Annotated in this window: 12 protein-coding genes; 5 read left to right on the forward strand and 7 right to left on the reverse strand. The window is 43.9% G+C overall.

Annotated features, from left to right (window positions below; genetic code table 11):
- Nucleotides 1-25: 25 nt before the first annotated feature.
- The 7 genes from MHO32_RS19495 to MHO32_RS19525 all read right to left on the reverse strand — a co-directional run bounded on the left by MHO32_RS19495 (nt 26) and on the right by MHO32_RS19525 (nt 7815).
- On the reverse strand, nt 26-1366 hold the full coding sequence (locus tag MHO32_RS19495; RefSeq protein WP_050939397.1) for an HlyD family type I secretion periplasmic adaptor subunit: 1341 nt from the start codon (nt 1364-1366) through the stop codon (nt 26-28).
- Nucleotides 1341-3059: a type I secretion system permease/ATPase gene (locus tag MHO32_RS19500; protein ID WP_005452821.1), complete on the reverse strand. Its 1719-nt coding sequence runs from the start codon at nt 3057-3059 to the stop codon at nt 1341-1343. Before MHO32_RS19500 ends, MHO32_RS19495 begins: the two co-directional genes overlap by 26 nt.
- Nucleotides 3060-3118: 59 nt before the next feature.
- The gene (locus MHO32_RS19505) at nt 3119-3700 is read right to left on the reverse strand and encodes a calcium-binding protein (protein ID WP_005452823.1); all 582 of its coding nucleotides are present in this window, start codon (nt 3698-3700) and stop codon (nt 3119-3121) included.
- 206 nt (nt 3701-3906) lie between these two features.
- The gene (locus tag MHO32_RS19510; protein WP_239213528.1) at nt 3907-4563 is read right to left on the reverse strand and encodes a LuxR C-terminal-related transcriptional regulator; all 657 of its coding nucleotides are present in this window, start codon (nt 4561-4563) and stop codon (nt 3907-3909) included.
- Nucleotides 4564-4793: 230 nt separating this feature from the next.
- Entirely contained in the window at nt 4794-5462 is a 669-nt protein-coding gene (locus MHO32_RS19515; protein ID WP_005452827.1) for a LuxR C-terminal-related transcriptional regulator, read from the reverse strand.
- A 177-nt stretch (nt 5463-5639) separates the two neighbouring features.
- A complete protein-coding gene (locus tag MHO32_RS19520; RefSeq protein ID WP_005452830.1) occupies nt 5640-5840 on the reverse strand; it encodes a hypothetical protein in 201 nt (66 codons plus the stop codon).
- 58 nt (nt 5841-5898) lie between these two features.
- Nucleotides 5899-7815: a methyl-accepting chemotaxis protein gene (locus MHO32_RS19525; protein WP_050907169.1), complete on the reverse strand. Its 1917-nt coding sequence runs from the start codon at nt 7813-7815 to the stop codon at nt 5899-5901.
- A gap of 317 nt (nt 7816-8132) precedes the next feature.
- Between MHO32_RS19525 and MHO32_RS19530 the strand changes: the two genes are divergently transcribed.
- The 5 genes from MHO32_RS19530 to MHO32_RS19550 form a co-directional block, all read left to right on the forward strand.
- Nucleotides 8133-9089, forward strand: a complete 957-nt coding sequence (locus tag MHO32_RS19530; RefSeq protein WP_005452840.1) for an AAA family ATPase — start codon at nt 8133-8135, stop codon at nt 9087-9089.
- Between the two features lie 14 nt (nt 9090-9103).
- Nucleotides 9104-10030, forward strand: a complete 927-nt coding sequence (locus tag MHO32_RS19535) for a DUF58 domain-containing protein (protein ID WP_005452842.1) — start codon at nt 9104-9106, stop codon at nt 10028-10030.
- 40 nt (nt 10031-10070) lie between these two features.
- Entirely contained in the window at nt 10071-10547 is a 477-nt protein-coding gene (locus tag MHO32_RS19540) for a DUF4381 domain-containing protein (RefSeq protein ID WP_005452844.1), read from the forward strand.
- On the forward strand, nt 10540-11544 hold the full coding sequence (locus MHO32_RS19545) for a vWA domain-containing protein (protein ID WP_017818514.1): 1005 nt from the start codon (nt 10540-10542) through the stop codon (nt 11542-11544). The genes MHO32_RS19540 and MHO32_RS19545 overlap by 8 nt, the downstream gene beginning before the upstream one ends.
- A partial coding sequence (locus MHO32_RS19550) for a vWA domain-containing protein (RefSeq protein ID WP_239213530.1) occupies nt 11537-12968 on the forward strand: 1432 nt, incomplete at its 3' end. The genes MHO32_RS19545 and MHO32_RS19550, both read left to right, overlap by 8 nt.

Genomic DNA, 12968 nt, shown 5'->3' on the forward strand with positions numbered 1-12968 from the left:
TGAGATTTCAAACAGAAGCTATCCATCAGTCTTCTCGGAATGCGCGATTCATACTCTCCGTTAATGGTTTAACCAAATAACTTAGGGGTGTTCTCGGTTCAGACAGAATCAACACTTCTGCATTCATACCAGATGTCAGCCTATGCTTCGCAACATCGTCTTGAGACAGCGCAATACGAGCGAGATAAAAGTCATCTTGATTCTGCTCAGATAATTTATCAGCAGAGACAGTTAATACTGTGCCATCTAGTGGTGCAAGTGTTCTTGCATTTAAAGCCGTTAAACGCACTTGAGCATGTTGCCCTGGACTGATCAAATCAATATCTTGAGGGCTTACTCGAGCTTCCACCAACAACTTATCGTCTTGAGGAACCAATTCCAATAAGGTTTCACCAGAGCCTATAACACCTTGCTCGGTAAATACTTGCATATTGACCACTCTGCCAGAGATTGGCGCAATAATGGCAGTACGCGCAACGACGTCTTTCGCCGAACGGTACTCCTCACGAATTGAAACGATCTCTTTCTTAGTGTTACGCAACTCTTCTACGATTTCATTGAGCCGTTCAAGTTTTAGCTCTTCAACTTTAGCTTGGTTCTCATCCAAACGCTTGCTGACGGTGAGAGACTGGCGATCAAGCTGACTTAAGGTGCTTCGTACTTCTGCAGCAAGGCGCTTTAGCTGTAATAAAGCTGACTTACCTGAAAACCCTTTCTGTACCAAAGCTTGATTGCTCGCAATTTCCTCTTCGATAAATTTGAGGCGCTCCCTCTCAATTACTTTGGTTTCCTTAAGGTTATCCAATTCCAAACTCGCACCGGAAACACTCTGCGCAATGATGTTTAACTTGCTGTTAAAAAAGCGTTTTCTTGCCTCAAAAATCTTGTTTTGAACAGACTTTGCTTCGGCAACAATCTCACTGTTCACGAACATTGTTAGATCTTGCGACCAAACAATCTCTGGAAGCTCATCCAACTCTGCATTGAGACGATTTTCTTTTGCGATAGTGTGGATGTACTGACCGCCAACAGAGTCCAGCTTAGCGTTAGCTTGACGCTGCGAGAGCTGAATAAGTAATTGCCCTTTTTCAACCAAGTCGCCTTCTTGAACGTAGAGCTTATCAATAATGCCCCCCTCTAGATGTTGGATCTCTTGTCGTTTGCTCAATACAGAAAGATCACCATAAGCAATAGCTGCACTCTCAAGCTTAGACGTCGCCGCCCAATAACCAAGCCCACCTAAAAATAGCGATAGTGTAAGTACGCCAAGCAAAATGGGACCTTTTAAACGAAGCTCCGAAGATGGCATAAAGCGCACCACCTTTTCAGCAGCTAATTCGTTAACGGTTGGCAGTTGATTGCTCATTTCGCACCCTCGGTATATCTGTTCTCTCTTCACCCATTAAACGCTTAAGAACTTCATCTCTCGCTCCATACAGCTTCACGCGCCCCTCAGCCAAGTAGAGCAATCGGTCCATTTGCCTTAACGTGCTTGGGTTATGGGCAATCACAATCACGGTAGAACCTTGGGATTTAAGGTGAGCAATCAAGCGTTGGTACGCCGCTTCCCCCTCTCCGTCTAAGTTTGCGTTTGCTTCATCAAATACAACGACCGAAGGGTCACCATAAACGGCTCTGGCTAAAGCAATTCGTTGGCGTTCTCCACCCGATAAACCTCGTCCGTTTTCACCGACCATGAAATCATAGCCTTTGTTTTTCTTTAGTATGAGCTCATGACAACCAGCTAGCTGAGCGGCTTGAATCACTTTAGCGGGGTCTTCGTCTTTGAAACGCGCAATATTTTCCCGAATAGTCCCAGGAAACAATTCCACTTCTTGTGCTAAGTAACCGAAATGTGCTCCCCGATCTTCAGAAGCCCATGTAGAGACTTCCATGCCATCTAACGTCACTTTGCCCGCAAGAGGCTTGATATTACCAAGGAGCAATCTAGCAAAGGTCGATTTACCAGTGCCTGAAGGACCAATTACGCCAACAGACACACCGGGAGGGATAGACAGCGTAATGGCAGACAAAACTGGCTCCGTTGCACCAGGATGGCGATAGGCTAAACCTGTCAATTCGAAGTGCCCCTTAGGTCGAGGCAAAGGCATATCAGACTCATCGTGTTTGACAATCTTGTCTATTTCGAACAGACGGCTGTAAGCGTTTTTTGCCGACATTGCACTGCGCCAAGTGCCGATCGCTTGCTCCATCGGTGATAATGCTCGACTCATTAAAATTGAGCTCGCAATCATCGCGCCTGCAGTGATCTCATGCTGGATTACCAACCATGCGCCGCCACCTAACAAACAAATTTGTAATGAGCCTCGAACAAACTTGGAGAAATTAGCAAGGTAGATCGATTTACCCGCCACACGCTGCTCCAACTGGTTGGATTCATTCACTCTAGAATACCAACGCTCTAAAAAGGCATTCATCATGCCCATCGCAATGATTGAGTTTGAGTTTTGAGTCGCGACTTCTGCTTGATTGATATGGGAAATCGAACGAACTTCACTCTCTTGTAAGGTTTTGCGTGTCACAAGCTCATTAATTAACCCCAAACTAAACAGCACAATAGAGCCACCTAGGGCTATGTGACCCAACATAGGGTGCAGCAGATAAACGAATAAAATGAAAACGGGGGTCCAAGGAGCATCAAGTAAAGGGTATGGCGCTTGGCTACTTAAAAAGCTTTTGATGTTTTGAATGTCTCTCAGCACTTGAGAGGTGTAGCTTTTACCCGTGTGGGCTTGGTATTGAATACTGCGTTTAAGCATAAATACCGACAGTTTTGAATCTATCCAATAACCGAAGGATTTACTCATTTGAGCGCGAGCAATATCGATAAACGACATGGTTAGTAGCGCTGCAAGTACGATAACCGTTAATAAGAAAAGCGTATCAATGGAATAGGAAGAGATTACACGATTGTACACCTGCAACATGTACAAAGGGATTGAAAGTACTAATAAATTTATAAATAAACTAAAGCCAATCAGCAAACCTGTGAGCGTGCACAGTTTCTGTTTAACTTCTTTGAAAACCGTATTTTGCACGATTACATCCACATATGTTGATACGTGGGCGCTAGTAATCTAGCGCCCAATAGAATGACTTAGATAATGAATAAGTCGCTTCCGTATGACTCGATATCTTCTTGCGTGACGCCAATTAGTTTCACAGTTAAGTCTGCACCGTCCGTGAACACTGCGCTGCCGTTCGCATCGTAAGTAAACGTCAGGTCTTCATATGATGTTACTGAATCACTGACGATATGAAGTGAATCTTCACCAATAGTGAAATCAACGACCTTCGCCTCACCATGACCACCAAACTTATCTGTGAAGATAAACTTATCTGCGCCAGTACCACCGATCAGTACATTGTCACCTGAACCAGATAGAAGCGTATCGTCACCGACACCACCGTTAAGCTTGTTGTCACCTAATAGCCCTAGCAATTTGTCATTACCTGTACCTCCGCCCAAGTAATCATTGCCTTCACCAGCCTTCAAAATATCATCTCCGGCACCGCCAATAAGACGATCGTCTCCCGCGCCACCTACGACGTAGTCATTGCCGCCGCCCGCAACAAAGGAGTCATTGCCACCAAATCCAACAAAGATGTCGTTGCCGCCATCAAAGTCAGTTTTATGGTTGTCACCTGAATCACCGTTGTGCGTATGATTTATACTCATTATTGTTCCCTCTTGGCTTTATTTTTGAATAGACCTTTTCACGTCTGGACTACGACTCAATTTCAGACATAAAAAGTCTAATAAATAACCTCAAAGGAGCGAGTTTGAATATGGGATGAGATTTAAAGCTGACTCAATTATCAAAAAAATATTAACTCATACTTTCTTCAATATTCTTTATCCAATACAAAGAGTTACTAGTAGTACTAAAGATTTCTTTTTGCCCAACTTGTTGCTTGGGTTCGATTCTTTACTTCAATTTTTCTAAAAATGTTATAAAGATGAGATTTAATTGTATGTTCACTGATAAATAAAGAATCGGCAATTTCCATATTTGAGCCACCTTCTTTCAAAATCTGTAGCACTTGTATTTCTCGTCGGGTTAACTCCACTTCTATAGCTGGCTCAATAATTCGATTCACTTCCTTATCTTTGTAATAAGTAAGTAACTGTTCTAACAGTCGACGTGATAACCAGTTTTCGCCTTTTATAATTGCCTCTAAGCCCTGACATAACTTGTTCATAGAATCATTGGGACCAAAAATCCCTTTCACGAAAGGCCACGCAGCCAACTCTTCTATTTGAAGCTCATGCCCAAGGTTAAGCATTATTGTTCCTAGTACTTTTTCATTATTTTTTAAATAATCTAAAGTTTCAGAAGGAGTATCTATAGAAAAGTCAACAAGTAGAAAATACTTCTCTGGAATAAGTTCGTGGTAACTAGGATTCTTGCTATCAATAATCGTAATCTTGGTTTCGGTATTCTTAGAAAGCATCTCCTTGAAGTTTTCACTCTGTAAACTTTGCTGAGTGATCATTAGGATTTCAGGCTTATCCTTATTGTTTTCCATAATGTTTCTCATACTTTCACTAACGTTTCATTCTAAATTTAATAATTATTAATCAGCACTTGGTCTCATATCTAAGTGCTAGTCGCTAGAGTATGTTTATTTCCTACTTTTTTGAATTGCAATTTCGTTAAAATCATAAACAAAAAAAGTGTTTCTCATAAAAGAAACACTTTTTACATATCAAATATCTATATAAGATCTGACTCGCAAACTAAGGCTAGAAAGGGGAATCCCTATAAGTTTTATACGGCAATCGATAAACCTGAAATGTTTTCTTTAGCCCAAATTAATGCTTGCACTCTGTTTTTTACATCAATCTTCTTGAAAATATTGTGGAGGTGAGTCTTAACAGTATTTTCGCTCACAAATAGTTGCTCTGCGATCTGTTGATTCGAAGCCCCCATAGAAAGGAAGGTGATGATTTGTTGCTCTCTTTTGGTCAAAATTGCGGACACGCTCTTATTAACTGGTCTGCTATGTCTGCGCAGATGGGTGATGTATTGCTGAGAAAACTTACGGCTAAACCACATGTCACCCTGTAATACTTTGCCAATTCCAGCCTGTAATGTGCTGATATCGTCCGATGTGTAGAAGATACCCGCGAGTGTCTGCCATACAAATAGCTCTTCCGTTGAAATCGATTTGTCACAATTTAACAGAACTTCAATGGCATCTTTTAGCTCTGCTTTTTTAAACTCCATGTAACGAGAGAAGACTTCATCAGTCATAACACTATAATCGAGTAATATAGCGGAGACTGCTTCCAATGGAATTGTGTGCTTGGTGAGCTTTTCAGGGGCTATCAGAAAGACATTAATACCGAGTTTGGTTTCAAGAACATCTCTCAACAATGAAGACTGCAAGCTATCCTCAGTAATTAAAATTACGTTCCTTATATCTTTGTGCTCCATCTCGTTTGCAGTCCTTAATCATTTTGATTGAAATAAGCAATAGATTTAGGTACAGCGGGAGTATTGTCAAGTATGAAAAAAAGTAGTAACAAGGATTAATCTGTTGATTAATAAATAGATTAATAGGGTGAGTTAAATGGCGGGTATTAAAAAAGGGAGTATAAAACTCCCTCTTTATTAGTGAACTGGCACTGAATTTTTCTGATTGAACTTACCAAAGTATTGCTCAAGAACCTCTGGTGTCAGCTTTCCTTCAGCTTCTAGCTTCTTCAGTTCCGCTACGATTTCTTGTTGTTCTTCAAGAGATGGTAGCTTCACTTCAGGCTCGTCACCGGCTTCTTGTGAGATCAGTTCTAGTTCTTTTTCGAAATCATTCATAGTACTTACCTAAATATCGAGTCGTTAAACTTGTAAACTAGGTCTATTCTATCCAACTCTAGAGCTTGAAGCTACCAACCATCTTATCCAAGCGAGATGACAGTTCTTGTAGATCTCGACTTGCGCCAGCCAACTCTTCTGCCGTCGCAGTGGTCATTTCATTGATAGCGTTAATTTCTTCAATGTTCTGGTTGATGGTATGTACAACGGTTGATTGCTCTTCTGTTGCTGTCGCGACTTGCGTATTTCGATCTGAAATATCGGCGATACGCTCAGAGATATTCATCAGAACATCCACGGCTTCATCTGTTGATGCCACACCTTCAAACGTTACCGCTTTACCCGCTTCCATTGCTGTCACAGCATCTTGAGCATCACTTTGAAGTTGGTTAATCATCTTCTGGATCTCTTCAGTAGAATCAGCAGTACGTGACGCAAGATTACGCACTTCATCCGCTACCACAGCAAAGCCTCGACCTTGCTCACCCGCACGCGCAGCTTCGATCGCAGCGTTAAGCGCAAGTAAGTTGGTTTGCTCAGAGATATCACGAATCACATCCAAAATTGAGCCAATGTCTTTGGTCGTTGTCGCAAGTTGAGTGACCACCATGCTTGTGGTTTCCACATCACCAGCAAGGCGACTGATCACTTCTTTTGCTTGCGTTACGACTTGACGGCCTGTTTGGGTGTTATCAGACGCTTGGTTTGCCGTATCTGCCGCTGTTGCCGCATTAGATGCGATCTCACTGATCGTCGCACCCATTTGGTTGATCGCTGTTACTACCTGAATAGTTTGGTCGCGTTGCTCTTGGCTATTATCGTGCGTAGATGTTGCCTTACTTGAAACACTGTCTGCTGCTTGGCTTAGCGCACCACTGGTTAGCGATACTTCTTTCATGGTAGCGTGGATCTTCTCAATAAAGCCGTTAAAGCCTTTTGATAGCTGAGCGATTTCGTCGTTACCTTTGATTTCAATACGCTGAGCAAGATCACCCTCACCTTCACCGAGGTCAGTGAAGCGGTCAGCGATTTGACGAATTGGGTTAGTAATGCTGTTTGCAAGTAGAACACCCATCGCAATGAAGATCAGCGCCACGATTGCTGTTGTGAACAACATTTTCTCTGCGGTTGCATCTAGATCAGCAAACACTTCATTCACAGGAACCACACCAACAACAAACCAGTCCATTGACGGCACGTATAGGCTCGACACAAACATGTCTTGCCCTTCGAACTCAGTCGTAACTAGATTAAAGTGACCTTTATTTAGCAATTGAGATGCTGCGCCACCGAACAATTGATTAATAGATGTTTTGTTCTTACCTTGTTGGCGATGGATTTGGATGTCACCTTTACTATTTGTTAGGAACACATAACCCGTTTTCTCAATCTTAAATCCATTAAGTAGCGATACCATGTCATCCATCGACTTAGACAGACCAGACATCGAAATACCGTTTACGTCTTGGTAGTTGGCAAACATTTTCACGTCGCCATTCGCTTCTTGGAATACGCTAACTGACTTATCTTGACCAGAAGAAGTAAACCCAAAGAACCATGCGTCTTGTGAGTGGTTAAGTTGACGCAGGAAACCATTTTGGTTCCAGTAGTAAGCCGTTTGTCGGTTCGCAACGGAAGCGTCGTTCAACTGATATTGGGATTTAACATTGTTAAGCTGTTGAACAAGTTGTGCTTCTACTGATGGGTTACGGTCTGTCGTTGATAGGGCTTCAACGACAAATTCATTAGTAGCAAGTTGTTTTGCCGCTTGTTGCATCTGTACAACTTCGCGGTCAATTTCAGTATTAATTTGCTGCAACATAGCAGGCAGCTCAATGTCGATTAAGCGGTGACTTAGCACCTCACGTGCATGGCGCTGAGCCATCACACCGACAATAATTGTAGAAGCAAGAACGGCAAAAGTAATACCGATGACAACCTTCTGTTTGATACTCAGGGAATTAAGTTTCAACATATCTGGACCTTTAAAAGAATCACTTATTATCTGCATTCTGAACAGAGTAAAACTAGGTGCATATAAGCTTGGTATGCACGGCATGAAATCTATATCGACCTCCCCCTACAAAACTAGAGAAAATTCTCACAAAATTATGCAAATGTGATGTAACAGACTGTCGAGTAAGGTAATTCACGCTTTTCAATGGCTTGCAATCACTTTACTCGCCCCAATATTGAAAAGATAAATTACGCGGACGTACTGGAACTTTTCCCCTTGAGAAAGTGACCAATACTCAAAACAAGAATCATATGGATACCCAGAGAGTCCAAAAAATGCACAAAACAAACTTCGAAACTCTTCAAAGCTACTTAGAGTCTCAGATCATTGGTCAGCATGATCTCGTTAAACAGCTTCTTATTGCTCTACTTGCCGATGGGCACATCTTGGTTGAAGGTCCTCCAGGATTGGCTAAGACTCGTGCGGTTAAGTCTCTGTCGGATTGTGTAGAAGGTGATTTCCACCGAATTCAGTTCACACCTGACTTACTGCCAGCAGACTTGACGGGCACCGATATCTTCCGTCCAGAAACAGGCGAGTTTACCTTCCAGTCTGGTCCAATTTTCAACTCATTGATCCTTGCCGATGAGATCAACCGTGCGCCGGCTAAAGTGCAAGCTGCGATGCTTGAAGCAATGGCTGAGAAGCAAGTGACAGCGGGAAGAAACACCTATGCCCTACCAGAGCTATTTTTGGTGATGGCGACACAAAACCCGATTGAACAAGAAGGTACTTACCCACTTCCAGAAGCGCAGCTCGACCGCTTCTTGTTGCACCTTGATGTAGATTACCCAGATGCAGAGCATGAACTGGCGATCTTGCGCATCAACCGTGGGGAGGCAAAAGGTGAAGCAACGGTTGAGCGTCCAAGCTTAAGTCAAGAAGACATCTTCACTGCGCGTAAAGAAGTACTCAATATCCATATGGCAGATGCGATTGAGCAATACATCGTTCGTCTTGTTATGGCAACTCGACAGCCAAGTGACTACGACTCAGAATTAGCGAAATGGTTGTCTATGGGGGTGAGCCCACGCGCGACAATCGCCCTTGACCGTTGTGCTCGCGCTCATGCATGGCTAGCAGGTCGTGACTTCGTCTCACCAGAAGATGTTCAAGCCATGGCCTACCCTGTGCTACGCCACCGTCTTCTACTTAGCTACCACGCTCAAGCAGAAGGCATTACAGCGAATCAGGTTATCGACAAACTTCTTAGCCTTGTAGGTAGCGCATAACGTAGGTAGGTGACATGTCTGCATCATATACATTGCCACCTCATGCGAATGGGGTGACATTGACCCTAGAAGAGCTGCTTCAATATCGCACTCAATCGGTTCGTTGGTTGCCACCAGCCCAGAGTATTTGGTCACAAATGAGCGGTAATCATACCAGCCGTCAAAAAGGTCGTGGTATGGACTTTATGGAAGTGCGCCAATACCAAGCGGGTGATGATATCCGCAGCATCGATTGGCGAGTTACTGCTCGAACGGGAAAAGCGCACACCAAGTTGTTTGCTGAAGACAAAGAACAAGCGGTGATTTTGTACATCGACTTGAGTCCTAGTATGCACTTCGGATCGCAATACGTGTTGAAATCGGTTCAACTGGCGCACTTCGCTAGCGTCTTGATTTGGCTAACATTAGCCAAGAAAGACCGCATTGGTGCGGTGATTGATGACGGTTCCCAGTGCATTGAGTTCCGCCCTTCCTCTTTACAAAAGCAAGGGCTGAGAATTCTTGACGCGATAGTGAATACTCACAATCAATTACTTACAAATCAACAAGCTGCCAGCACACGCACGTTGCCATACATGAGTGCAATTGAAACGCTGCACAACCTCACTCCGAAAGGCAGTGAACTGATTCTGCTGAGTGATTTTGCTCAAGTTGAAGAGAAAGAGTTGGTTCAACTACGTCGGTTAAAACAACACAACAGTGTTCGTGCAGTGCAGTTTTATGATCCTCTAGAGCGAGGCGAAACTGACTTTAGAGGACAAGCAAAAGCGTCTGATGGACACCGTAGTCAATGGTTTAACTTCGGCTCAAAGGGACAACGTAAGGAATTAGAGTCTCACTTTGTCAAACATCAGCAAGCAATCAAACAACAATGTCATTCCATGGCAATTCCGTTTAATAGCCTATCGAGCGGGTTACCGCTGGTTCAGCAATTAAGCTAATAACAGCAACAACATACAAATCATTCAAGCAGTAGTAATAATGACAACGAATAACCAAAGCCTAAACCTTGAACCTTTGATCCTACCTAATGCACCTGATTGGTTCCCACTCGCTTGGGGATGGTGGGCTGTTTTGGGCGGTGTAATTCTTTCCATCTTAATTGTCGCATTGTACTTAAGGTGGCGTTCAAAGCGTCTTGTTGCAAAGAAGACCGCATTGAAACTGTTAACCAACCCAATAACACCACATACGCCTTCTTCTGCATTAGAGGTTCTTCGTCAAGCAGCTTTGAGTTACTTCCCTCGTGAAGACATCGCGCCATTAACAGGCTCTGCTTGGTACGAGTTTCTTGATAGTTACACCAAAGAAACTCGATTCGTCGACAAACAACAACAGTGGCAAGCGGCGCTGTATCAAAAATCTGGTCAAGAGCAACATCAGGATTTGATTGATGATTGCACTTTCTGGATTTCGACCGCATTGCCACCAAAGAAAAAGGCAAAAACTCGTGACTGAGGCAACTCTCGTTTCGAGCCTTTCTCAGTGGATGAACATTGAGTTTGTCTGGTGGTGGGCACTGCTATTACTGCCCCTACCTTGGCTAATTTTTAAGTTCTTCCCTGAAGAGACTCAGCAAGCTGAAATTAAACTGGCGTATTTGCCAGATAATCAGCACAACAGTAAACCAAAGCAACTGGTACAAAAAGCCCTGTCTGTTGGAGTATGGGCTCTATTGGTCATCGCCTGTGCTCGCCCCGTTTGGTATGGCGATCCGGTCGACTTCCAACCCAAGTACCGCGATATGATGTTAGTGGTCGACTTATCTGGCTCAATGCAGAAAGAAGACATGAACTACAATGGCGAATACATCGACCGCCTAACCGCAGTCAAAAAAGTCTTATCCGACTTCGTAGCAAAGCGCCAAGGTGATCGTTTAGGTGTGGTTTTATTCGGTGACCACGCTTATCTGCAAACGCCTTTGACCGCAGATCGCAAAACCGTGATGCAACAAATCAACCAAACCGTAATTGGTTTGGTGGGCAATAGCACCGCGATTGGTGATGGTATCGGTCTAGGAACAAAAACCTTTGTCGATAGTGATGCGCCACAACGTGTCATGATCTTGCTTAGTGACGGGAGCAACACATCGGGAGTTCTCGATCCTATCGAAGCGGCTAAGATTGCCAAAAAATACAATGCCACTATTTACACCGTTGGCGTAGGTGCTGGCGAAATGATGGTGAAAGACTTCTTCATGACGCGCAAAGTAAATACGGCTTCAGATCTTGATGAGCAGACACTTACAAAGATCGCAGAAATGACAGGTGGTCAGTACTTCCGAGCGCGTGATGCTAAAGAACTTGAAAAGATCTACGACACCATTAACCAACTAGAACCAGTCTCTAGTGAAACCCAAACCTGGCGTCCTCAGTCGGAATGGTTCCCTTATCCACTAGGCGCAGCACTTGCACTTTCCGTGTTCTTGTTTGTAGTAAGGAGAAAACATGGCTGAGTTTACTTTCTTACACCCATATTGGTTGCTAGGCTTGCTCGTCGTTCCTGTCGCGCTTGCCCTTAATAGTCAGTACAGAACGAAAAAGTCATCATTAATTGCTCCTCATTTAGCAAAGATGCTTGGTCATTCAGTCAAAACCAAACATTACTTTGCAGTATGGGGAGTGGCTTGGGCAGTAGCATGTATCGCCTTGGCAGGTCCTAGTTGGCAAACCAACACTCGCCCAAGCTTTGAGTTGAGCCAAAATCGAGTGCTAGTTCTGGACATGTCACGCTCTATGTACGCAACGGACGTGAAGCCAAATCGACTGTCACAAACACGCTATAAAGCACTGGATTTACTGCCGAAATGGAAAGAAGGCTCCACTGGTTTGGTCGCCTACGCTGGTGACGCTTATACACTTAGTCCACTCACGACAGACTCCAGCACACTTGCAGGCATTATCGAAAACTTGTCTCCAGAGTTAATGCCCTACCAAGGCTCTAACTTACCATCAGCAATTGAAACAGCAGTGAACCAGTTCACTCAAGCAGGCGTGAGTCAAGGTGATATCGTTCTATTAGCGGACGATTTAGATGACACCGAGCTTTCTCGCTCATTGGCATTGCTTAACGGCAAAAACATCCGTGTGTCAGTACTCGCTATCGGCACAGCAACAGGTGCGCCTATTGCCTTGCCTGACGGTTCATTAATGAAGAACCGACAAGGTAATACTGTGGTAGCCAAAACAAACCTAAAAAACTTGCAAAAGCTAGCAAAGGAAACCGGCGGACTGTTTGTGCCAATTCAGCACAATAACCGTGATGTTGAGAACATCGCAGCCTTTACCAACAACGCTAGCCACAGCCTAGGTGCGAAACAAAGTAACGATGTCAAAACCGATTCTCGCTTGAATGGTGGTTTCTGGTTGCTACCTTTGTTGCTTTTTCCTGCCGCTCTGCTCTTTCGACGCGGCATGATTTGGGTACTCATCGCAACAGTATTGCCAATGACTTGGACGCCGAAAGCAGAAGCTAATGCCTTCCTAAACCAAAATCAGAAAGGTGAGCAGCTCTACCAGCAAGGTGAGTTTGAGAAAGCGCAAGGTACCTTTACCGATCCAAATTGGAAAGGCGCGGCAAGTTATCAAGCGGGCGACTATGAAAGCGCAATTGAAGCATTCTCAAATAACCCAAGTTTGAATGGGCGTTATAACCTTGCGAACGCACTTGCCCAAAACGGGCAATTGGAAGATGCAGAAAAACTCTACGAACAGCTAATCAAAGAAAAACCTGACTTTGATGCTGCGAAAAAGAACCTGTCGGTTGTAGAGGAGAAACTGAAACAGCAACAGCAACAGCAACAGCAACAGCAACAGCAACAGCAACAGCAACAGCAACAGCAACAGCAACAGCAACAGCAACAGCAACAGCAACAGCAAC

This window comes from Vibrio sp. MMH1-50 (assembly GCF_022347645.1).
Classification (GTDB): domain Bacteria; phylum Pseudomonadota; class Gammaproteobacteria; order Enterobacterales; family Vibrionaceae; genus Vibrio; species Vibrio harveyi.